We start from the raw sequence: 21,730 nt of genomic DNA, 5'->3' as shown, positions 1-21,730 counted from the left end.
AGCCGGCTCAGGGATTCCTCAGACGGGAACGGGGCAAGCGGCCCGTTCGGGCGCGGGAGGCGCCAGCACCTCTCCGGCAGGGGAAAAAACAGCGCCACAAGGATGTTCCAGCGCCTCAGGTGGCGCATAGGGCGTCCCGGCCAGCAGGTCCTGTAAGGCCACCCCGGCCATCATCAGGCCGAACATGGCGGGCATGTACGAGATGGTGCCGTTGATCTGGTTCTTCAACTCGCAGTCGTTGACGCCCTTCTCGTGCGTGGGGGGGCAGATGCACTTGACGGTACAGTCTGCGACCTCAGGCGCGGGCGTGATGGGCTTCTCCGAAGACCAGACCGCCTTGATGCCGGAGGTGATGCCGTATTTGCGGCGCAGTTCCTTGCGCACGTCCCTCGCCAGGGAACACGTTTGCGTCTCCGAGATATCGCCCACCTTGATGCGGGTGGGGTCGAGCTTGCTGGCCGCCCCCATGGCCGCAATAACCGGCATTCCGCGCCCGTGGGCGGTGGCGATCAGGTGCAATTTGGCCGTCACGTTATCGATGCAATCAAGCACGTAGTCATAGCCTCGACCATCCGGGCCGGCCAGCAGGTCTTCCGCTCGCTCGGCGTTGTAGAAGGTCTGGTGCGCGATCACCTTGCCGTGCGGATTGATTTTTTTGATGCGCTCGGCCATCACCTCGGACTTGGGCTTGCCGATGGTCCCGATCATGGCGTGCAGCTGGCGATTCACGTTGGTGGCGCAGACCAGGTCGAAGTCGACAATGGTGAGCTCACCAACGGCCGCGCGGGCCAGCGCCTCGGCGGCGTAGGAGCCCACCCCGCCCAGGCCGAACACGGCCACCCGCGCATCCTTCAGGCGGGCATAGCCCTCGCGACCCACCAGCAATTCCAGGCGACTGAAACGATGCAGCACGACCGACCCCTCAGAACAACTGCGACACTTGCCCGTCGAACCGTGTCAGAGCAAGCTCATGTAGGGTATCCTTGCCATGGGCCCCTTCGCAAGAGGCGCCCGGTGACCCTGTTCGGCGCATGCCTGAAGCGCCTGCTCCTCGGGACGGTATCCCTTGGCCAGCTCCTCCCTGGAACCGGACTTCTCGCCAGCCTCTCCCGCGCCGGACAGGCCACCCGGATTGTTGAGGCCGGGAATGCGCGTCGCGCACGTCTCCGACATCGATCTGGGGGCCTTGCGGCAGCGCGGCATCCGGGGCCTGATCTTCGACCTTGATGACACCCTGGTCGCCGCGATGTCCCCGACGGCCGACCCGGCCGTTCAGCGCTGGATCGCGGCCGTCAAGGCGGATTTCGCCGTGTATGTGGTGTCAAACAACATCTCGGAACGCCGGGTGGCGATCGCCTCCCACGACCTGGGCCTGCCCTACGTCGCCCGCGCTCGCAAGCCGAGTCGTCGCTCTTTCCGGCGGGCCCTGGCGGAGTTGGGCCTGCGCCCGGAAGAGGCGGCCATCGTCGGTGACCAGCTCTTCACGGACGTGCTCGGCGGCAATCGACTGGGGGCGTTGACCATTCTGGTCGATCCGCTATCGGTGCCGCGTCGCTGGCACCGCCGCTGGATGCGCTCTCTGGAAACCTATGTTTTACGACGCCATGGGGGAATGCCCTATGCGGCCTCCCGCCCGAGCCACGAAGCGACCGTGACGGACTGACCAGGGAGGTACCCATGCCCGCAACCCCATCGCATACCCACAACCCGGCCGCTGAGGCGCTGCGGGAGCGCATCCTGGCGGTCTCCGGCGAACTCCCCCGGGTCGCGGTGGTGCTGGGTTCCGGCATCAAGGCACTGGAAGACCTGGTGCAGGGGGGAAGCATCTCCTATGGGGACTTGCCAGGCTTTCCGGAGGCCACCGTGGCCGGGCACCAGGGCGTACTCAGCTGGGGACGGTCGGCCCCGGATGGCCCGCCGGTGCTGGTGGCGCGCGGCCGCTTTCACCTCTATGAGGGGCACGGCCTGGGCGAGGCCTTGACCCTGGTGGCCTGTTTCGCCGCCCTCGGGGTGCGCGACCTGGTGCTCACCAACGCCGCCGGTGGCCTGCGCGCTGATTGGCGCCCGGGTGATTTGATGCTGGTGGCGGACCACCTCAACCTGCAAGGGGTCCAGGCCGGCTTCCCTGGCGCAACCGACGCGCAAGATGCGGCGGGGCTCCACGCCGTCGAACCCTACGATGTCGCCTGGCGCGGTCGGCTGTCTCGTGCCGCCATGGAAGCGGGTATTGCGCTCCGAGAGGGCGTCTATGTCGGCCTGCTGGGGCCTTCCTACGAGACGATGGCGGAAAACCGCTTCCTGCTGTTTTCCGGGGTCGATGCAGTGGGGATGTCGACCGTTCCGGAAGTGGCCCGCGCCCACAGCCTGGGCATGCGCGTGGTCGCCCTCTCCTGCATCACCAACATCTCCATCACCCCCACGGGCGCAGCGGAGACCTCCCACCAGGAGGTCGTCGATGTGGCCAAGGCGGCCTCCGCCCACATGGAAACGCTGCTTCGGGCCGCCATCGCGGTGGCGCCCAGCCGTCAGGGGTAGCGCAGGCCCGCTCGGCCGGTTAGAATGAAGGAGCTAGCCAGGGAGCGCTGACCGCTTGTCTACCTTCCGTCGGGGCAGTCCCGCGGCTCCGCCTCGCACGACGTCGCCCCAGACCGTGCGTCGGGCCTCGGTCCCCCCTCCCCGTCCACCGGGGCCATCCCGCACTCGCCAGGTCGTCTCCAGGCTGGGGATCTACCTGGCCTCAGTCAGCGCCGCGGCAGCCCTGGGGGCATTCGGCGGACTCGCCGTCACGCTGTCGCGCCTGCCGGACGTGAGCACCCTGCAGTTCTACGTCCCGCACGAGACCACGAAAATCTTCGACAAGGACGGTCATCTGATTGCCAACGTCCACGGCGAAGAAAACCGGGTCGTGCTGCCCCTGCATGACATTCCGAAGTCGCTTCAGCACGCCGTCATCGCGATGGAAGACACCGACTTCTACGACCATTACGGCATCAACCCGAAGGGCATCGGGCGGGCCTTGCTGGTCAACGTGGCCGAAGGCCAGACCGTGGAAGGGGCCTCGACCCTGACCCAACAACTGGCCAAGAATTTGTTTCTCGAGCCTGCCAAGACCTTGCCCCGAAAGATCGCCGAGGCCTGGCTGGCGATTCAGATCGAGCATCACTACGGCAAATCGCAAATTCTGGAGATGTACCTGAATCAGGTGTACTGGGGCCACAACGCCTACGGCGTGGAAGCCGCTGCCCTGAACTATTTCGGCAAGTCTTCGCGCAAGCTGACCCTGGCCGAAAGCGCCATGCTGGCGGGAATCCTGCGCGGGCCCGAATACTTTTCGCCCTATCGCAACCCGAAGGGGGCCCGGAAACTGCAGCGCCTGGTGCTCGACCGCATGCTGTTCGCCGGCTTCATCAACGACCGCCAGCACCGCGATGCCCTCAAGCAGGAGCTGAAATACCCCGGTATCACCAGTTATGCCTACAAGGTGCCTTATTTCACGGCCTGGATGATCCAGCAGCTGGTGGAGCGCTATGGCCCCGATACCGTGATGAAGGGGGGCCTGCGGGTCTACACCACGCTGGACCTCGACTTGCAGGTACAGGCCGAAAGGATGCTGCGCGAGGCGGTGGCAAAAAACGCCGTGTACAACATTCACCAGGGCGCACTGGTGGCGGTCGAGCCCAAATCGGGTTATGTCCGCGCGATCGTGGGCGGCACCGACTTCAAGAAAACCAAGTTCAACCGCGCCACTCAGGCCTTGCGGCCCCCTGGTTCAACCTTCAAGCCCTTCGTCTATCTGGCGGCGTTGTCAGCGGGTTACACGCCAGGCACCGTGATTGAAGACGAACCGATCAGCATCCCGATCGGGAACGGGCAGGTGTATTCGCCCAATAACTACGACTACAAGTTCCGTGGGCCGATCACGATGCGTCGGGCACTGGAGTCCTCCGTCAACATCGTGGCGGTCAAACTGGGACATCAGGTGGGCCTGGACCGCGTCATCAAGACAGCCCAGACCTTGGGCGTGACCAGCAAGCTGGGGGAGAACCTGTCCCTGCCGCTGGGTACCTCGGAGGTCACACCCTTCGAGATGGCCTCAGCCTACGCCGTGCTGGCCAATGATGGACACCGCAACCCGGCCACGATGGTGGTCAAGATTGAAGACCGTAACGGACGCCTGCTGGAGGACAATCGCCCCCGGCCCCAGCGGGTGTACGAAGCCGAGCCGGTGCGGCAGCTGGTCAGCATGATGCGCGGCGTCATCTTGCACGGGACCGGCACGGCCGCCAACCTGGGGCGGCCCGCCGGTGGTAAGACCGGAACCACCAGTGATGCCCGCGATGTCTGGTTCGTCGGCTTCACCCCCGACCTGGCTTGCTCCGTCTGGATGGGCAACGACGACAATTCCAAGCTCAACTACGGAAGCACGGGCGGCACGGTCTGCGCTCCTTTATGGCGCGAATTCATGACCTATGCGCACCGGGACATCAAGCCGCACGATTTCCCTGCGCCCTCCAAGGTGAAGGAAGCCAGGGCCAACAAGCGCACGGGCAAGTTGCTGAAGGATGGGGAGGCACCTGCGCCGGAAGACGGCGTGCCGTCGGAGGTCGAGATCGACCCCATGACCGGTCTGCCCGCGCGTCCGACCACGACCTCGGAACCGGTCATGACCATCCAACCAGTCGTCCCCGAGCAACCTCCCCCGGTGCGGGTGCCGGTGAACCTGAACCGGCCGACCGTGGCCAAGCCCCTGCCCCCGCGACCGAAGCTGAAGCCGGTGGAACCGGAAGAACCGCCCCCCACCGAGCCCCAGACGGATGAGACCTTGCTTGAGCCGGTCCCCGAAATGCCGGCGGAAAATCCGTGACGCCCCTTGATGCCCTCTACCTGCTGCTGGGCGCGCTGACGGGGCTGCTCTCGGGCTTGCTCGGCGTGGGAGGCGGTTTCCTGCTGGTGCCGGCCCTGGCCATCGGCCTTGGCTGGCCATTGGTGAAGGCCGTCGGCACCAGCCTGATGTACGTCGCGGCCATCGGACTGGGGGGCGCCTGGACGCATTGGCGTGCCGGTAATCTCGATGGGCGCCTGGTGGCGTGGTTGGCTGTGCCGGCGGCCTTGCTGGCGCCGCTGGGGGCTGAACTGGCCGTGCATCTGCCCAACGCCTGGCTGGCCCTGAGCTTCTCCCTCCTGCTGCTGGGCGTCGCATACAGCATGTGGCGCCCCTTTCGTCCGGCGGAGGTCAGCGACGGGAGTGAGCCGCCACGTGGCCGGGCCGTGGCGTGGGGGGCCGTGGTGGGCGTCTTGTCTGGGCTATTTGGCGTGGGCGGTGGCTTGCTGCTGGTGCCGGCCCAAAACGTGGCGCTCAGGGTGCCCTTGAAACGGGCCATCGGCAACAGCCTGGCCGTGGTTCTGCTGACGGGCCTGGTGGGGGCCATCGCCCATCTGCGCCTCGGCACACCAAACACGCACGCAGCCTTGCCGCTGATCGCTGGCGGGATGGTCGGCGTGCAGGCCGGTACCTGGTGGCTGGCACGGCTGTCGGTACCGCACCTCCGCACAGGCCTCGCCCTGTTCTTGCTCTCGCTGGCGGTGGTCACCGGCGCACGGGCCCTGGCAGAGCTGGGTATTGTCCCCTGAGCCCTGCCGGCCCGCGAATCAGCCTGCGCTCAGCGAGGCGGTAGGGGAGGCAAAGGGCCTGTGCTGCCGCGCTTCCGGGTCAGGAAGCCAAACAATCCGCCCGCCTTCTCCTGGGCCAAAGCCTTCAGTTCACCGGCGTCGAGCCAGGTTCCGTGGCATTCCACGCATTCATCGAGTTCGATATTTTCGTAGCGACGCGCCCGCAAGTCCGCGCCACACTTGGGGCACTTCATCCAGTGCATGCTCTTGCGCGCATCCCGCGCGGCCACATCGGCCCGATGCTGTTCGGCCAGGGCTTCATCTTCTCGCTTCCGGCGCTCCTGTTCGCGAAACCAGTTTTCCTCGTTTTCGCTCGGATTCGTCAAACCGGCACTCCTTTCAATCTAGTCCTCGACGATGGTGGCAGGGGGCTTATACCCCTGGTTGGCAGCCGCCCCACGCCATCAGGCAGGACGTTGCCGGCCCTGGGAGCGAGCCGACGCGCCTCATCCCAAGGCCGCGGTCTGAGACATGAGCCCACCGAGCCTGAGTGGACGCTAAAAAAATTGGCCCCCGCACCGCGGAGGCCCATCACGACTAACGTCCCCTGTTGCTAGCGCCGAATTTCCACATAGGCAGCGCCATCCGTCAGGGCTTGGCGCTGATGCAGCAGCGCTTCCTGTACCTGAGGGCCCCTCACCAGATTCATCTCGATCAGCAACTCACCCAGCACGACCCGTCGCCCCCGACTGGCCAGGTGCTGCTGCCGTTGGAGCGCAGCCTCCAGATTAAGCAGCGTGATGTAGCCCTTTTCGAGCAGGTACTCGCCCAGGCGTTTCCGCTCCTCGACTTCCCGCCGATGCTCCACCTCGGCGCGTCGGTCCTGCTGTCTGCGCGCCTCTTGCTCCCGGAACCAGGATTCCTCGTTGACGCTCGGTCTGTGCAAAGCAGCCTCCTTTCCAGCACGCGCACGCGGGGCCAGCACATCCATACGAACGTGGCGCACACCGCAAAACGCGCGCCCCCTCCCCTTGGCGCGGCTGGTCGGCCCGTAGATTCGCCGACACCCAGTCAATATACCCTTCGTTTTTGTGACAAAACTCACATTTTCTATTTCTGCATGTTGTTTTTAACCAGGATTGTCGAGACCAGCTTGAAAGCAGGTGATCGCCTCACGGACGAGCGCACGCTTGCCGTTCGGGCAACAATCGGGGAAGCGACGCCGCGAGAGGTTCAGGGCAGCCAGGGGTGATAGACCCAGCGCAGGTAGTAGTAGACGGCCGCACCGGTGAGCAGATAGGAATCCAGGCGGTCGAGCATGCCCCCGTGGCCGGGAATGGCCGTGCCAGAATCCTTGGTGCCGGCATCGCGCTTGAGAAGGGATTCCGTCAGATCCCCAATCTGGGCCACGATGCTGACAATCAGGCCCAAGGCGAGTCCGTGAACCCAGGGAAAAGCGAAAATCGAGGCCCAAAGCGCCCCGAGGGCGCCGGCACAGACAGTTCCTGTGAGGCTCCCTTCGATGGTCTTTTTGGGGCTGACAGCCTCCAGCAACTTGGTGCGCCCCAGCCAGCGTCCCCCGAAATAGGCGAAGATGTCCGTGGCCCAGATGCAGGTGTTGAGCAGGACACTGAACTGAAAGCCATAGGGTTCGGGCAGGTTGCGCACCAGAATCAGGTGACAGGGCAAGAAACCGATGTAGATCAGCGCAAACCAGCTGGTCGCAATGTCCGCGATGCCCGCACGAGGGCGGATACGGGTGAGCAGCCAGACCAGAATGGCAATCGCGCTGAAAGTGAACAGCGGCGCCATGTAGGTTGGGCCCATCAACCCAGCCAGCACGTCCATCACCAGAACGGAGGCGGTGATCAGCATGGTGGCGGGCGCGTAGCCCTTGAGCGCGAACAAACGACACAACTCGCGCACACACAACAGGGCGAAGACCGTGATCATCGCCATGTAAGCGATCCCGCCCGCCCAGAGACAGGCCAGACACACGACGATGAAGGCCGCCCCGCTCAGAACCCGAAGCTTCAGCACGGTTCGGCAAGCCTCTCCGTCAGCGTCGTCATGGGGGCGGCGATCACCAGCGCATAGCCTTCTGGGCGCAGTTCCGCTTTCAGCACACGCCAATCAGCGGGCACACGGGCCGCCGGGGCGCGGCGGGGCACACACGCCAGTTGAGGCGGCAGGCACGGCAAGCCTGCCGCAACCAACCGGGCCTGCGCCTCACCGAACGACAATCCGAGGAGTGTCGCAGGCTCGCACATCAGACCTCCAGGATCTCCCGTTCCTTGTGCGCCAGCAACTCGTCGAGTTCCTTGATGAAGCGATCGGTCAGCTTCTGAATCTGGTCTTCCGAGCGCTTGCGGTCATCTTCGGTGCACTCGTTGGCCTTTTCGAGCTTCTTCACGGCGTCCATCTCGTCGCGCCGCACATTCCGAATGGCCACGCGGCCATCTTCGGCGCTCTTCTTGGCCACCTTGACCATATCCTTGCGCCGCTCCTCCGTCAGGGGCGGAATGTTGAGTCGAATGAGCTGCCCATCGGTGTTGGGGGTGAGGCCGAGGTCGCTCTTGTGGATGGCCTTCTCGACGAGGCCCACCGAGCCGCGATCGAAGACCTGAATCTGGATCGTGCGCGAATCGGGAGTGGAGATGTTCCCCATCGATTTGATCGGCGTTTCGGCCCCGTAGTAGTCCACGGAGATCCGGTCGAGCAGAGCGGCCGAGGCCCGCCCGGTACGAATGGAGGCGAAATCCCGCTGGGTGGCGGCGATCGCCTTTTTCATCTTGTCTTCGGCGCGATGAATGATGTCTTGGGTCGACATGAGAGTTCCTTCCAAGCGAAGCGCAGCGTCAGTGATGAACCGTGGTGCCAATCGACTCCCCGGCCAGCACCCGCTCGAGGTGCCCCGGCGTGGAGAGGTCAAAGACCACGATCGGGATGTCGTTGTCCTTACACAGGGTGATGGCCGTGTGGTCCATGACCCGCAGTTCCTGTGTCAGCACGTCCAGATAGCTGAGGCGGTCGAACTTGACCGCATCCGCATCCAGCTTCGGGTCGCGATCGAACACGCCGCCGACTTTCTTCGCCATCAGCAGCACTTCGGCGCCAATTTCAGCCGCGCGCAAGCTGGCGGCCGTGTCCGTGGTGAAATAGGGGTTGCCGGTGCCACCCCCGAAGATCACGACCCGCCCCTTCTCCAGATGTCGCAGGGCGCGGCGTCGGATGAAGGGCTCGGCCACCTCGCGAATTTCCATGGCGGAAAGCACCCGCGTCGTGATGCCGGCCTTTTCCAAGCCGTCTTGGAGGGCCAAGCAGTTCATGACCGTCGCCAACATGCCCACGTAGTCGGCCGTGGCCCGGTCCATGCCCTTGGCGCTTGCCGCCATCCCGCGAAAAATGTTGCCCCCGCCCACGACGATGGCCAGTTCCACGTTCAGCGCGACAATCCGCTTGATTTCGGAAGCGATATGCTGGACGACCTTGGGGTCAATGCCATAGCCCAAGTCGCCCATCAGGGCTTCTCCACTGAGCTTGAGCATCACGCGTTTGTACTTGGTTGCCACGATATCTCCTGGTAGGCCGTTGTGAAAAAAAGGGGAGCAGCGCGCGGGCGATGCTCCCCCTGGGGTTTTTACGCCTTCATGTAAGAGGCGACTTCCTCAGCGAAGTTGTCCTGCTTCTTCTCAAGGCCTTCTCCCAGACCAAACCGCGTGAAGCGCGTGATCGAGGCGGAAGACTTCGCCAGCAAATCCTTGACCGTCACGCCTGGGTCCTTCACGAAGGCCTGGTCAACGAGGCAGATCTGCTCGAAGAACTTGCCGATGCGGCCTTCCACCATCTTGGCACGAACATTTTCCGGCTTGGACTGGAGGTCGGACTGCGCCATCAGGATGTCACGCTCTTTCTCCACGACATCGCTGGGCACCTGGTCCCGATGGATGAACTGCGGCTGCGAGGCTGCCACGTGCATCGCCAAGTCCTTGGCGAGTGCGGCATCGCCACCTTGCAGTTCGATCAGCACGCCGATCTTGCCACCCAGGTGAATGTAGCTGCCCAGCACGCCACCCGCAGCCGCCTGGTAACGAACGAAGCGACGAATGTCGATCTTCTCGCCCGTCTTCTGGATGGCTTCCTTGACGCTCTCATCGACGGTCTTGCCGGCTTCCCAGCTGGAGAGGGCGAGCAGGTCATCCCCCGTGCCTTCCTCTGAGGAGGCCTTGGCCACCACCAGGTCGGCCACCGCCGCAACCACGTGAGAGAAGGTCTCGTTGCGGGCCACGAAGTCGGTCTCGCAATTGACTTCGACCAGCGCAGCGGTCTTCCCATCAGCCGCCAGAGCGGCGCCCACGAGACCTTCGGTCGCAATCCGCGAGCCCTTCGCTGCAGCCTTGGCCATGCCCTTCTTGCGCAGCAGGTCGATGGCGGCTTCCATATCGCCGTTGGTCTCGGTCAATGCTTTCTTGCAGTCCATCATGCCGACGTTGGTCTTCTCGCGAAGTTCCTTCACGAGAGCGGCGCTGATTTCCGCCATGGTGTTCCCTCCCAGGAATGCTATGAGTCCAACCGTCGCCGGTGGTCTCGCAAGTTGTATCGTGCGGCGTGGGCCGCTTCATTGGTCCGTGAAGGATACCACGAAAAGCCCCTGATTCGCCACTGGTGCGGAATGCGGGATCAAAAAGGCCCAGGCTGTGAAGCCTGGGCCTGGAGAAATGAGCGAAGGCGTCGGGTCGGATTAGACCGCGGCGGCCTCGGCCGAAGGAGCTGCGGCGGCGACCGGAGCCTCGTCCTGATGCTGCTCGCCCTGACGACCTTCCAGCACGGCGTCGGCCATGGCGGACACGATCAACTTGACCGAGCGGATGGCATCATCATTGGACGGAATGATGTAGTCCACTTCATCGGGGTCGCAGTTGGTGTCGACCATGCCGACGATGGGGATGTTCAGCTTGCGCGCTTCCTTGACGGCAATGTGTTCCTTGCGCGGGTCGACCACGAAGATGACATCAGGCCGGCTCTTCAGGCCCTTCATGCCGCCCAGCAGACGCTCCAGCTTCTCGCGCTCCTTCTCGAGCATCGACACTTCCTTCTTCGGGAGACGGTCGAAGGTGCCGTCCATCTTCTGGGTTTCCAGCTCCTTCAGGCGCTGAATCCGCTTCGCGATGGTCGGCCAGTTGGTGAGCATGCCGCCCAGCCAGCGCTGGTTGACGAAGTACTGGTTGCAGCGCAGAGCCTCATCCTTGATGACTTCCTGAGCTTGCTTCTTCGTCCCGACGAACACCACGCTCTTGCCCTGGGCGGCCGTCTGGCGCAGGAAGTTGTGAGCGATGTCGAGGTGGCGGCTGGTCTTCGCCAGATCGATGATGTAGATGCCGTTGCGCTCCGCGAAGATGAAACGCTTCATCTTGGGGTTCCAACGGCGGGACTGGTGACCGAAGTGGACGCCTGCTTCCAGCAGACTCTTCATCGCGACGACGGGCATGGACTTTCAAACCTCGTGGTAAAAGGGGGGTTGCTCATCCGCGGTGGCCAAATTCCAGACATCCAAGGAATCCTCGGACCCCGCCTGGCAGCGCACTGCGTGTCGGATCGCTGGTAAGACCAGCGTGTTCTGGCTTCGACAGGAAGCCGAGAACGGAGCATACAGCGTAGCATGAGGGGCAGAGTGGCGCAAGCAGCGGCCTCCCGCTTGATTTACGTCGTGTTTATCACCCGGTTATAATGTGGGGCCGCCCTGCGCGGTCCCCCTCCTCCCATTTCGCTGGGCCCCTGCCGGCCCTCGACGATGAAAGCCAGCGGAGCATCATGACCGTCGCCTCACCGCCTGCCACCCTGATTGGCCCCCGCTCCCACCGTTGCGGCACCGTGACCCGCGAGGCCGTGGAACAGACCGTGGTGCTGTACGGCTGGGTCCAGCGGCGGCGGGACCACGGCGGTGTCATCTTCGTGGATCTGCGGGACCGCACAGGCCTGGTCCAGGTGGTATTCAACCCCCAGACCGACCCGCTGGCCCACCAGACCGCCGACGCGCTGCGCAGTGAGTTCGTGATCGGCGTGCGCGGGGTCGTCAAGGCGCGCCCGGACGGGCAGCAGAACAGCAACCTGGCCACTGGCGAGATCGAGGTTTACGCCCGTGAGGTGGTGATCCTGAATGCGTCGAAGCCCACCCCCTTCCCCATCGGGGATGACGACGTCGATGAGATGTTGCGGCTGCAATACCGCTACCTCGACCTGCGCTCCCCCAAGCTCCAGAGCGCTTTGATGCTTCGTCACGCCGTCACCATGGCCGTGCGGAACCACCTGGACGCGCAGGGCTTCCTGGAAATCGAAACGCCGATGCTTACCAAGAGCACGCCGGAAGGGGCGCGCGACTATGTGGTGCCTTCTCGGGTGCATCCCGGCGAGTTCTTCGCGCTGCCGCAAAGCCCTCAGATTTTCAAGCAAATCTTGATGGTGGCGGGCTACGACCGCTATTTCCAGATTGCCCGCTGTTTCCGCGACGAAGACCTGCGGGCCGACCGTCAGCCCGAGTTCACCCAGATTGACATCGAGACCTCGTTCCTCACGCAGGACGAGATCATGGACATCAACGAGGGGCTCATCTGCCACCTGCTGTCGCGCTTCGCAGGCGTCGAGGTGGCGCAGCCGGTGCGTCGGATGCCCTACGCCGAGGCCATGGACCGCTATGGCTCCGACAAGCCTGACCTGCGGTTCGGCTTGGAACTTCACGACCTGAACGAGACCCTGAGCCGGAGCCAGTTCAAGGTGTTCGCCGAGGCGATCGCTGGTGGCGGGCGCGTCAAGGCCATTTGCGTCCCGAAGGGGGCGGACCTTAGCCGGGCGCAGATCGACCAGCTCGGCGAGTTCGCCAAGCGCTTCGGGGCCAAGGGCCTGGCCTGGATCAAGGTTCAGGCGGCCAGCGAGGGAGAGGACGCCAACGCCAAGACCGTTGCCTACACGTTGGGTGGGGAAGCGCTGCGGGCCACCTTCGCCTCGACCGTGATGAAGTTCATCTCGGCCGAGGAGGCCGCGGCGATCGCCACCACCGTTGGCGCGCGCCCGGGTGACCTGCTGCTGTTCGCGGCTGACCGGGTCGAGGTGGTGCGGGAGGTGCTGGGACGCCTGCGGCTCAAGCTGGCGGCTGACATGAACCTGATCGACACCAAGCGCTTCGAACTGCTGTGGGTGGTCGACTTCCCCATGTTCGAATGGAATGACGAGGAGAAGCGCTGGGATCCTCTGCACCATCCGTTCACGTCCCCGCTCGATTCCGATGTCGAGTTGCTGGAATCCGCCCCCGGCCGCTGTCGGGCCAAGGCTTACGACCTCGTGCTCAATGGCACCGAACTCGGCGGCGGCAGCGTGCGTATTCATCGCCGCGACGTGCAGAACAAGGTCTTCCAGATGCTGGGGCTCTCCGATGCCGAGATTGTCGAGAAGTTCGGTTTCATGCTGGACGCTTTCGAATACGGTGCACCACCGCACGGCGGGCTGGCCTTCGGATTGGATCGCATCGTCATGCTGATTGCCGGGCTCGATTCGATCCGGGACGTGATTGCCTTCCCCAAGACCCAGTCTGCGAGTGACCTGATGGTTCAGGCGCCTGGCCCGATCAACCTGCGTCAAATGCGGGAGCTACACATTCGCACGGTGGGATCGTGACCCCAGCGCGGAACCAGGCCTGCTCGCGCCTCGTCTTACCCTCGCGGCCCGAGCCTGAGGCGCGACCGGCCCCGTGGAGGAATCGCCAGCGATGACCCGTGCCCGTCTGCTAGCCTTCGGATTCCGCCCGATGACGATGGTCGGGCTGCTGCTGGCCGCGCTGCTGGCGTCACCTGCTCGTGCTGCGGAGCCACCGGCGGCGGCGGTCCCGACGGCCGGAGCCAAGGCCTCATCCGCGGTGTCCCAGGTGCTGGAACTGGTGGCCCGCCAGGCGGGCCGCCACGCGTTCCGGGGCGTGCGCTCCCAGCAAGTGATTCGGCAGGACATGGTACTCGACGCGCAGGCCCGGGTGGAGTATCAGGACGCCCTGACCCATCAAATCGCGCTGCAGTCTCCGAAAGACCTGACCGGCCTCAACATGACCATGGAGCGTGGCCGTCTGACGGTGATGTTCCCGCGTGAGACCTTGGTGTTCCAGAGCGACGTCCCCGTCGCTGGGGAGGAGGCCCGTGATCTGGTGCTGGGCAATCTGTTGCTCGACCAGGCGGCCCTGCAACGCAACTACCGCGTCACCGTCGAACCGGAACTCGACATCGTGGCCCTGTACCCCTGCTACAAGCTCACGGCGGAGCCGACCGGGGGCTACGGCCCCAACTCCCCCCCGGGGCATCGCTTCTGGGTGGCCAAGGAGAACGGACTGATTCTCAAGGAAGAGCGGTTCTGGGGCCCGCAGGAAAACGCTTACTTCATCAGTCGCTTCGACTCTCTCTCGACCAGCAAGCGTCCGATCGTGCGCCTCGACATCCCCAAGGGTGCCTCGAAACTGAAGCTGGCCGCCGGCAGCCCCACCGAGATGCGGCGCTTCACCTCGCTCGACCAGGCGCGTGCCGCCGGCAAGGCGATCGCCGTGCCCACCAACGTTCCGGCCAGCTTCCAGTTGCGCGTGATCGACGTGATGAGCCTGTACGGGACCGACCTGGTCTTCCTGCGCTATGACGATGGCCTCTCCCGCATGGTCGTGACCTATCGGACCAAGCCAAACGTGTTCCTGACCCTGGTCGCTGGCGCCTTTGCGCTGGCCCTGGTCGACAAGATCAGCGCCCTCAGCTACCACGCGCCCAACAACTACGCGGTGGTCGAGAAGGGCGATTACCTGGTTTACGCCTACGGCGACCTCTACCTGGAGACGCTCAAGGGCATCGCGAACAGCGTGCCGATTCCCGGCGCCCCCAAGCAGGGGCATCGCCCCGCGACGTTCGCGTTCGGGCTGAACTGACCGTCCGATGCAGCACCCCGGCGAACAGGGGTCAGGCGAGATGGGGCCGGAGCGCCCCTCACGCGCCGCCCGCCTCCGACATCCCCTCGCCATCAGTCGCCGCGCCGCGCTTGGTTCGCTCGTCTTGCACGGCGCGACCCTGTTGGTGCTCACGCTTGGGGGCGGCCTGCCGGTCCTGAAACCGGTCCCGGTCGTCATTCCCGTGGCCATCGTCGCCCCACAGCCGACGCCGACGCCACGCCCGAGACCGCGTGCGCAGGGAGACCTGCCCGTGCGCCCCCGGCACACCCCCGCGCCCACGCCCACCCCCACGCCGCGGCCCACCCCAATGGCCAAGCCATCCCCGCGCCCCAGTGCCACCCCCACACCACGCCCCACCATGCGTCCCACCACGCTTCCGACGCCCCCCGCCACCCGTCGCGAGGCCGAGCAATTCGCCAAGATGCGTCGGATTCCCTACTTCGCCAAGATGACCGACGCGCAGCTGCGTCAGTTCCCCATGCCGCCGGGCCTGAAAGATTGGGGGGAAGTGGAGCGCATCGGCAAGCAACTCGACGGCCTGCAGTGGCTCTTCCTGCCGCCGGAAACCGGGATCGCCGCAAGCCCCGATGCCCATGCCTCCACCGCGCTGTGGGCGCCCGACGTGCCTGGCGTGAGTCCCCTGCCCTGGCCCTCGCCCCAGGTGAGCACGGACCCGGATGGACAGGAACTCTGGGCCTTCCAGGTTCAGGACGTCCGCTTCACGGTCTTGCACGCCAAAGCAGCCGTGGACGTCGAGGTGCGACCGGAGCGTGCCGCCACCGAGACGCTGGCGGACCCGGCGGCTTCCCCGACATTCGTGCCGGCTGGGGAGGCGTTCCAGGTGCCCTGGCAATCCGATCTCCGCGCTCAAATGCAAGGCATTCTCGGGGCCTGGTTCCTGCGCCAGCAGGCGCCGTCGCCTTCGCCCCCTGCGCCCTGAGCCAAGGCTGTCGCCCGTTTGCCGCAGCTCCCGGCGCTTTCCTGCACAGGCCCCAGAGAGAATGCCCAGGCTCAAACGTGTCGGCCGAACCAGTCCGCCATCGCCTGAACGGCGCGTCGACTCACCATCACGGTGAAATGGTTGCGGCGTGGCACCAGCAACATGGCCTTTTCACCAGGCGCGCGGGTCCACAATTCCCGCGCGTGGTCGCTCGGGGCAATGAAGTCCCACTCGCCATTGATGACGAGCAACGGCGTCTTGCCAAGGCTCGCTGCCGCCGCCAGCGGATCCAGCTGACGCAAGGCCGCGGAGACGGCCTGGCGTGTGGTGCTGGACATCAGGTCGCTGGGCTCGTCGCGCCGCGCATGGTCGCTGCGCAGATGGGTTTTGAGGAAGCCCAGCAGCACGTTGGGGGAGGCTTCGAAAAAGGTCGGGGCAACTTCGGGATTGAACAGGCCCAAGACCTCACCGAACTTGCCCCATTCGTCGATACGAATTCGGTTGGGACTCCCGACCGTCACGACGGCCCTGACACCGGGGTCCTGCGCTGCGGCGTGGAGCGAGCAGGCGCCGCCGAGGCTGATGCCGAGCAGCCCGACCCGGGCCGGGTCAATTTCCCGCCGGCTGCGGGCATAGGCGATCGCCGCAGGGACGTTGTCTTGAATGTCCGGAACCTTCAAGGGGCGCGGGTTTTCCCCGTGGCCATCCAGTTCGAAAGTCAGGACGTTGATGCCACGGGCCAGCAGCGCCTGCACCCACATGTAATAGGAGGTGGCGTGAGGCGCGGTGGTGCCATGGGCGATCACGACCGTGGCGCCCTCACTGTGGTGCGGCACGAACAGATGGCCGGGCGTGGTGGTATCGCCCAGGGGAATGTGAATCCGCTGGACGGTATGCTTTGCCGCGGCGCCCGGATTGAGCAAGGCAACTGAAGGGTCCAACCCGAGCGTCGGGAAGGTCAACACTTGCGCCAGACCACGCCAGAGCGCCGTGGCCGGTTCTTCAGGGGACACCCAGCGTACGGGCGCCATCAGGTCTATCATCGACCGAATCCTCTCAGACGACGCTGTCCTTCGAGCAATCAATCGGATCCCACCGCGTCGGCCCCCGGCCGACACTGATCCTATACCCTGAAATCGCCTGCAAAACCCGCTTCCAGAGCCGCCTCAGCTTACCATTCGTGCAGGAGGGACGCCAGTGCGGTCGGCACACGCCCGCAGCCAGCGGCCCCAGACGCTCATCTGCAGGGAGTCACAGCCAGCGCAGCAGGTCCGGCGTGTGGTAGGTGATGATCAGATCGGCGCCCGCCCGTCGGATGCCCGTCATCGCTTCCAGCACGACGCGTGGCTCGTCGATCCAGCCGTTGGCTGCGGCCGCCTTGATCATCGCGAACTCGCCGCTCACGTGATAGGCCGCCAGAGGAAGATTGGTCTGCTCCCGCACCCGCCACAGGATGTCGAGGTAGGGGAGGGCCGGTTTGACCATCAGCATGTCGGCCCCTTCGGCTTCGTCCAGCGCCGCCTCGCGCAGGGCCTCACGCGCATTGCCTGGGTCCATCTGGTAGCTCCGGCGATCGCCAAAGGCCGGAGCCGAATCGGCGGCTTCGCGAAACGGCCCGTAGAAGCCGGAGGCATACTTCACGGCGTAGCTGAGAATCGGCACGTCGGAATGGCCGGCGAGGTCGAGAGCCCGGCGAATCGCCGCCACCCGCCCGTCCATCATGTCGGAAGGCGCCACCATGTCCGCCCCCGCCGCCGCGTGCGAGACCGAGGCCCGCGCCAGCAGGTCGAGCGTCGGGTCATTCAGCACGGTCTCGCCCGCCAGCACCCCACAGTGGCCGTGCGAGGTGTATTCACACAAGCAGACGTCGGTGATGACGTAAAGCTCGGGCAAGGCACGCTTGAGCGCCCGAATGCAAGCCTGAACGGGGCCATTCGGGTCGTGAGCGCCGCTGCCCTCGGGATCCTTATCCGGCGGCAAACCAAACAGGATCACCGCGCGCAAACCCAGCCCCCACAGGGCTTCGCATTCGCGCACGGCCTCGTCGACAGACAGCTGGGAGACGCCCGGCATCGAACCGACCGGTCGCCGCTGGCCCTCGCCGGGCACGATGAAGAGCGGGTAAATGAAGTCGCTCGGCGCCAGGCTGGTTTCCCGCACGAGTTCCCGCAGCACGGGCGTGCGGCGCAGGCGGCGGGGCCGGATGGTCGGGGGCAGGTTCACCGTTTTACCTCACTTGGTGGGAGAGGTGCCCGGGAGCACCATCCATTTCCTCCCTGAAGAGGCCTACTCCACCGTCACGGACTTGGCCAGGTTGCGGGGTTGGTCCACGTCCAGGCCGCGCAAGCGAGCGATATGGTAGGAGAGCAACTGCAGCGGTATCACGTTGACCAGCGGCGCGAACAGCGGGTCGACCGGCGGCACGTAGAGCGTGTAGTCGACATGCTCCTGGATCGTGATGTTGCCCTCGGTGGCTACCGCAATGACCACGCCGTCACGCGCCTTCACCTCCTGGATGTTGGAGAGCACCTTGTCGTAGGTCGGACCGTCGGTAGCCACGGCCACCACCGGCATCTCGTGGGTGATCAGGGCGATCGGCCCGTGCTTCAGCTCGCCGGCGGCGTAGGCCTCGGCGTGGATGTAGCTGATTTCCTTGAGTTTCAGCGCGCCTTCGAGGGCCGTGGGGTAGTTCAGGCCGCGGCCCAGGAACAGGAAGTCGCGGTGGTTGGTGAAGCGGCTGGCCAGCTCGCGAATGCCGCGATCGTTTTCCAGAATGCGCGAGACCAGCGCCGGCACGCGCTTGAGGTCGCTCATGAGGCGCTTCGCCTGGTCCAGCGCCAGCGTTCCCCGCGCCAGCCCGAGGTGCAACGCCAGCAGTTCGAAGCCGGCCACCATCGAGGTGTAGGCCTTGGTCGAGGCGACGGAGATTTCAGGCCCGGCGTGCAGGTAGAGGTTGCCGTGCGCCTCGCGGGCGATCGCCGAGCCGATCACGTTGACCAGTCCTAGCACCGTGGCCCCTTGCCGCTTGGCCTCGCGCACCGCAGCCAGCGTGTCGGCCGTCTCGCCGCTCTGCGTGACGGCGATGAAAAGCGTCTCAGCATCGATCACAGGATCGCGGTAGCGATATTCCGAGGCCAGGTCGACCTCGGTCGGGATGCGGGCCAGCTGTTCGATCAGGTACTTGCCCACCAGGCCCGCGTAGTAGGCCGTGCCGCAGGCCACGATCGCGATGCGCCGGAAGCCCGCCAGCAGGTCCGGCGCGAGCCCGATGTCATCCAGGAAGAGCTGACCCTCGCGCTCGTCGAAGCGACCGGCGATCGCGTTGGATAGCGATGTGGGCTGCTCGTGGATTTCTTTGAGCATGAAGTGTTCGAAGCCGGCTTTTTCGGCCGCCACGAGATTCCAGTCGATGCGGGCGATCGAGAAGGGCACCTGCTCGCGCTTCTCGTTGTAGACCTTGACGCCATCCCGGCGCACCTCGGCGACCTGCCCCTCATCCAGGTAGACGATCTGGCGCGTGTAGTTGAGGATCGCCGGAATGTCACTGGCCAGGTAATTCTCGCCCTCGCCCATGCCGACGATCAGCGGGCTGCCCTTGCGTGCGCCCACCAGCAGGTCCTGGTTCTTGCGATGCAGCACCGCGATGGCATAGGTGCCCTCCACGTGCTTCAGGGCCTCGAACACGGCGGCCAGCAGGTCGCCTTCGTACAGGCTGGCGATCAGGTGGGCCAGCACCTCGGTGTCGGTGTCCGAGGCGAACTTCACGCCCTGACCGATCAGCTGGCTCTTGAGCGCGGCATAGTTCTCGATGATGCCGTTGTGAACCACCACGAGATCGCCGCTGGTGTCGGTGTGCGGGTGGGCGTTGAAGGTGGTGGGACGGCCATGGGTGGCCCAGCGGGTGTGGCCGATGCCAATCGAGCCCTGCGGCGGCTGGGCAATGACCTGGGCCTCCAGGTTGCGCAGCTTGCCGACCTCGCGGCGCAGGTCGAGCAGGCCGTCGTGGGCGATCGCGATGCCCGCCGAGTCATAGCCCCGGTATTCAAGCCGCTTGAGGCCGTCGACGATGATGTCGGACGCGCTCTGGGTGCCGATGTAACCAACGATGCCGCACATGGGCCGTACTCCGAAGGGTTGCATGCCTGGGAAACGGCGTCATTGTATCACCTTCGGCCACTGACTGGGCAGCCTCGCACGCGACCCGAAGCGCTGATTCAGGTTCCGGCATTCGGGACGCTGCCCCATTCAACGCCAGGCAGCCGCCCAGGCCTTCAGCTGGATGATCTCCCGCTCCTGCGCGACGATGATGCGCTGAGCCAGGTCCCGCACCTCAGGGCGGGCAGCGGCCTTCAGCAGGTCGGCTGACATCGTCAGGGCGCCCTCGTGATGCGCCACCATCGCCTGGCACCAGGCTGCGTCGTAGGCGGCCCCGCTGGCTGACACGTGGTGGGCCGCATGGTCCATGGGCGGGGTCTTATCAGACCCGAACCAGGCCAATCGCCAGGCCTTCATCTGGGCAATCTCAACCCCCTGGTCGGCCTTCACCTGTCGCGCAAAAGCCCGCAACTCCTCCCGGGTCGCCTTCCTCAGCGCCTCGTCGGCCATCATGACGGCCCCTTCGTGATGCGGCACCATGCCGTCGATGAAAGCCTGGTCCGCCACGCTGGGCGCCACGCTCGCCGCGGGGCTGGGGGCTACCGGCGGGGGCACCGAAGGGCAACCTAGCAAGAGAGCGGTGGTCAGCACGGCAAATGGAAACGATCGGAACGCTCGCTTGGTCATGATGCTTCATCCTCGTCGGGGCTGGGAGTCGCCGCCCGCGCGGGCGCGGGTCGGGTGTGGCTTCAGGGAACGCCCAAACGCAGCAGGGTGTCGCCCGCAAGGGCCCACATCTGAGTGTCACTGAAAGGGAACAGGGTGGTGAAGGACTGGCTGGCGGTGCGGGGATCCGACCAGGTCGTCCCGGCGTCCCGGGTGATCATCAGCCTGCGATCGGGGAGCTGGACCAGCCATACCTCCCGGCTGAGCGGGTACACGTCGCTGATGGTTCCGCGCACGATCTGGGTGGCCGTGACCAAGTCGGAGGGCAGTGGCGCGAAGGTTTTCCAATCCTCCGTGCGATACCAGCGCTGTTCGGAACGGTCCCGCAGCCAGACGGTGCCACTGGTCGAACGCACGCGGTCGAAGCGTTCACGGCCCTCGACCGCCACCTTGGCGAAGCCGCCGGCATCCAGCCGATACAGGCTGTTACCCCCCATGACGACGGCCCCGCCGAGGCCATCCGAGTAAAAGCGCTCCGCGTAGAGCGTCAGCGGCTCGCCCCAGTTCTCCCCCCCGTCGGCGGAACGCTTGATGGTGCTGCCGTGGAGTAAGAGACCGTTGCCATCAGGCAGGAAGTGAACATCTTTGATGGACTCGCTGGTGCCCGAGTTCTTCACGTCAAAGCGCAACTGCCCGTCCGTGATGCGCACGCGGAGCAGGGTGCCGTTATCGCCGGCCACCCACCCCTCGCCAGCTGAGGTCCAGTGCAGTGCCCGGATCGGCTGAGATCCGACATTGGGGAAAACCGTCCAGGTGCGTCCCCCGTTGCTGGTGAGGGTCAACTGGTTGCCGTCGGCGAGCACCACGGTCTGGAAGTCCACCACCTCCACCACCGTCTGGTAGGAAAGCGTGCGCATCAAGGCAAAGTTCAACGGCCCGAAGGGCACGCCCACGTCGATGGTGGTGCCGGGCAGGTCGCTGGAGGGGCGAAGAGACGTGGGTGGCGAGGGGGAAAACGTCGGCTGAGGACTGGGTAGGCGAGTCGCCTGGGTCGCGGGAAGCGTGGTGAGCGGGCGGGGGGTCGGGCGAGGCGTGAAGGCCACCGGGAAGAGGCTGGGGCGCGGCAAGGGCGCAGGACTGGGGGGCCGTTCGGTCACCACCTCAATCTCGGTCATGCCCTTGTAGCGAGGGTCCAGCGCATAGGCCGCCACGATCGTGACACGGCCGGGTTTCAGGGCCGTGACCTCAGCCGTGGCCGGGTTGACCGTGGCCATGATGCTGTCCGACGACGACCAGGCCACATTGGCGTGAACCTGGCCATCCTTCATGCGCACCTGCGCCTGCAAGGGCAGGGTCTCTCCCACCACCAGCGTGGGATTGACTGGGGTGACCCTGATGTTCTGCACCGCGAGTTCCTCAACCACGGTGACATCCAGCGTCGCCCGCTGCTCGGG

At 65.2% G+C, this 21,730-nt stretch carries 21 protein-coding genes; 7 read left to right on the top strand and 14 right to left on the bottom strand.

Going from position 1 to position 21,730, the window contains the following annotated elements; translation table 11 throughout:
• Positions 1-18 precede the first annotated feature (18 nt).
• Positions 19-912, bottom strand: coding sequence for a tRNA threonylcarbamoyladenosine dehydratase (locus tag VKP62_10565; GenBank protein MEB3197633.1), 894 nt, complete (start codon positions 910-912; stop codon positions 19-21).
• A 154-nt stretch (positions 913-1,066) separates the two neighbouring features.
• On the opposite strand from VKP62_10565, the gene VKP62_10560 reads away from it, so the two are divergent.
• From VKP62_10560 to VKP62_10545, 4 genes are read left to right on the top strand one after another with little or no spacing between them, the layout of a single operon-like run.
• A complete protein-coding gene (locus VKP62_10560; GenBank protein MEB3197632.1) occupies positions 1,067-1,663 on the top strand; it encodes a YqeG family HAD IIIA-type phosphatase in 597 nt (198 codons plus the stop codon).
• Between the two features lie 14 nt (positions 1,664-1,677).
• Entirely contained in the window at positions 1,678-2,535 is an 858-nt protein-coding gene (locus VKP62_10555) for a purine-nucleoside phosphorylase (GenBank protein ID MEB3197631.1), read from the top strand.
• A 55-nt stretch (positions 2,536-2,590) separates the two neighbouring features.
• Positions 2,591-4,864, top strand: coding sequence for a penicillin-binding protein 1A (locus VKP62_10550; protein ID MEB3197630.1), 2,274 nt, complete (start codon positions 2,591-2,593; stop codon positions 4,862-4,864).
• Positions 4,861-5,631 (top strand): sulfite exporter TauE/SafE family protein, encoded by a 771-nt coding sequence (locus tag VKP62_10545; protein ID MEB3197629.1) that lies wholly within the window; start codon positions 4,861-4,863, stop codon positions 5,629-5,631. Before VKP62_10550 ends, VKP62_10545 begins: the two co-directional genes overlap by 4 nt.
• A 29-nt stretch (positions 5,632-5,660) precedes the next feature.
• Here the strand turns inward: VKP62_10545 and VKP62_10540 are convergent, their stop codons facing one another.
• The 8 genes from VKP62_10540 to rpsB form a co-directional block, all read right to left on the bottom strand.
• Positions 5,661-5,996 (bottom strand): zf-TFIIB domain-containing protein, encoded by a 336-nt coding sequence (locus VKP62_10540; GenBank protein ID MEB3197628.1) that lies wholly within the window; start codon positions 5,994-5,996, stop codon positions 5,661-5,663.
• Positions 5,997-6,223: 227 nt separating this feature from the next.
• A complete protein-coding gene (locus tag VKP62_10535) occupies positions 6,224-6,556 on the bottom strand; it encodes a hypothetical protein (protein MEB3197627.1) in 333 nt (110 codons plus the stop codon).
• A gap of 287 nt (positions 6,557-6,843) precedes the next feature.
• Complete coding sequence (locus VKP62_10530) at positions 6,844-7,650, bottom strand: phosphatidate cytidylyltransferase (GenBank protein MEB3197626.1); 807 nt, start codon at positions 7,648-7,650, stop codon at positions 6,844-6,846.
• Positions 7,644-7,880 carry a hypothetical protein gene (locus tag VKP62_10525; GenBank protein ID MEB3197625.1) on the bottom strand — a complete coding sequence of 79 codons (237 nt, stop codon included), beginning with the start codon at positions 7,878-7,880 and terminating at the stop codon, positions 7,644-7,646. The genes VKP62_10530 and VKP62_10525 overlap by 7 nt, the downstream gene beginning before the upstream one ends.
• Entirely contained in the window at positions 7,880-8,440 is a 561-nt protein-coding gene (gene frr / locus VKP62_10520; GenBank protein MEB3197624.1) for a ribosome recycling factor, read from the bottom strand. Before frr ends, VKP62_10525 begins: the two co-directional genes overlap by 1 nt.
• Before the next feature lie 28 nt (positions 8,441-8,468).
• Positions 8,469-9,158 (bottom strand): UMP kinase, encoded by a 690-nt coding sequence (pyrH, locus tag VKP62_10515; GenBank protein ID MEB3197623.1) that lies wholly within the window; start codon positions 9,156-9,158, stop codon positions 8,469-8,471.
• Positions 9,159-9,250: 92 nt separating this feature from the next.
• Positions 9,251-10,150 (bottom strand): translation elongation factor Ts, encoded by a 900-nt coding sequence (gene tsf, locus VKP62_10510; GenBank protein ID MEB3197622.1) that lies wholly within the window; start codon positions 10,148-10,150, stop codon positions 9,251-9,253.
• Between the two features lie 201 nt (positions 10,151-10,351).
• On the bottom strand, positions 10,352-11,098 hold the full coding sequence (gene rpsB, locus VKP62_10505) for a 30S ribosomal protein S2 (GenBank protein ID MEB3197621.1): 747 nt from the start codon (positions 11,096-11,098) through the stop codon (positions 10,352-10,354).
• Positions 11,099-11,421: 323 nt separating this feature from the next.
• Here rpsB and aspS point away from each other — a divergent pair, with 323 nt between their 5' ends.
• From aspS to VKP62_10490, 3 genes are all read left to right on the top strand, one after another.
• Positions 11,422-13,278 (top strand): aspartate--tRNA ligase, encoded by a 1,857-nt coding sequence (gene aspS / locus VKP62_10500; GenBank protein MEB3197620.1) that lies wholly within the window; start codon positions 11,422-11,424, stop codon positions 13,276-13,278.
• 91 nt (positions 13,279-13,369) lie between these two features.
• Positions 13,370-14,554 carry a hypothetical protein gene (locus VKP62_10495; GenBank protein ID MEB3197619.1) on the top strand — a complete coding sequence of 395 codons (1,185 nt, stop codon included), beginning with the start codon at positions 13,370-13,372 and terminating at the stop codon, positions 14,552-14,554.
• Positions 14,555-14,561: 7 nt separating this feature from the next.
• Positions 14,562-15,515 (top strand): hypothetical protein, encoded by a 954-nt coding sequence (locus VKP62_10490; protein ID MEB3197618.1) that lies wholly within the window; start codon positions 14,562-14,564, stop codon positions 15,513-15,515.
• Positions 15,516-15,586: 71 nt separating this feature from the next.
• Here VKP62_10490 and VKP62_10485 read toward each other — a convergent pair whose 3' ends face one another.
• The 5 genes from VKP62_10485 to VKP62_10465 all read right to left on the bottom strand — a co-directional run.
• Positions 15,587-16,558 (bottom strand): alpha/beta fold hydrolase, encoded by a 972-nt coding sequence (locus tag VKP62_10485; protein ID MEB3197617.1) that lies wholly within the window; start codon positions 16,556-16,558, stop codon positions 15,587-15,589.
• Between the two features lie 208 nt (positions 16,559-16,766).
• On the bottom strand, positions 16,767-17,732 hold the full coding sequence (gene hemB / locus VKP62_10480) for a porphobilinogen synthase (GenBank protein ID MEB3197616.1): 966 nt from the start codon (positions 17,730-17,732) through the stop codon (positions 16,767-16,769).
• Positions 17,733-17,801: 69 nt separating this feature from the next.
• A complete protein-coding gene (gene glmS / locus VKP62_10475) occupies positions 17,802-19,631 on the bottom strand; it encodes a glutamine--fructose-6-phosphate transaminase (isomerizing) (protein ID MEB3197615.1) in 1,830 nt (609 codons plus the stop codon).
• A gap of 129 nt (positions 19,632-19,760) precedes the next feature.
• Positions 19,761-20,297, bottom strand: a complete 537-nt coding sequence (locus tag VKP62_10470) for a DUF305 domain-containing protein (GenBank protein MEB3197614.1) — start codon at positions 20,295-20,297, stop codon at positions 19,761-19,763.
• A gap of 62 nt (positions 20,298-20,359) precedes the next feature.
• On the bottom strand, positions 20,360-21,730 hold a 1,371-nt coding region (locus VKP62_10465; GenBank protein MEB3197613.1), incomplete at its 5' end, for an Ig-like domain-containing protein.

The sequence above is a fragment of the Candidatus Sericytochromatia bacterium genome (assembly GCA_035285325.1).
Taxonomy (GTDB): Bacteria; Cyanobacteriota; Sericytochromatia; order S15B-MN24; family JAQBPE01; genus JAYKJB01.
Note: the sequence above shows the minus strand (reverse complement) of the source record. Positions and strands in the feature narration are given on the sequence as shown.

Excerpts from the sequence above, each read along its gene's own strand:
- VKP62_10495 (MEB3197619.1), top strand. The coding sequence starts at position 13,370 with ATGACCCGTGCCCGTCTGCTAGCCTTCGGATTCCGCCCGATGACGATG.
- rpsB (MEB3197621.1), bottom strand. The coding sequence starts at position 11,098 with ATGCCCGTCGTCGCGATGAAGAGTCTGCTGGAAGCAGGCGTCCACTTC.
- VKP62_10525 (MEB3197625.1), bottom strand. The coding sequence starts at position 7,880 with ATGTGCGAGCCTGCGACACTCCTCGGATTGTCGTTCGGTGAGGCGCAG.
- VKP62_10555 (MEB3197631.1), top strand. The coding sequence starts at position 1,678 with ATGCCCGCAACCCCATCGCATACCCACAACCCGGCCGCTGAGGCGCTG.
- frr (MEB3197624.1), bottom strand. The coding sequence starts at position 8,440 with ATGTCGACCCAAGACATCATTCATCGCGCCGAAGACAAGATGAAAAAG.
- VKP62_10470 (MEB3197614.1), bottom strand. The coding sequence starts at position 20,297 with ATGACCAAGCGAGCGTTCCGATCGTTTCCATTTGCCGTGCTGACCACC.
- tsf (MEB3197622.1), bottom strand. The coding sequence starts at position 10,150 with ATGGCGGAAATCAGCGCCGCTCTCGTGAAGGAACTTCGCGAGAAGACC.
- pyrH (MEB3197623.1), bottom strand. The coding sequence starts at position 9,158 with ATGCTCAAGCTCAGTGGAGAAGCCCTGATGGGCGACTTGGGCTATGGC.
- glmS (MEB3197615.1), bottom strand. The coding sequence starts at position 19,631 with ATGTGCGGCATCGTTGGTTACATCGGCACCCAGAGCGCGTCCGACATC.
- VKP62_10485 (MEB3197617.1), bottom strand. The coding sequence starts at position 16,558 with ATGATAGACCTGATGGCGCCCGTACGCTGGGTGTCCCCTGAAGAACCG.
- aspS (MEB3197620.1), top strand. The coding sequence starts at position 11,422 with ATGACCGTCGCCTCACCGCCTGCCACCCTGATTGGCCCCCGCTCCCAC.
- VKP62_10490 (MEB3197618.1), top strand. The coding sequence starts at position 14,562 with ATGCAGCACCCCGGCGAACAGGGGTCAGGCGAGATGGGGCCGGAGCGC.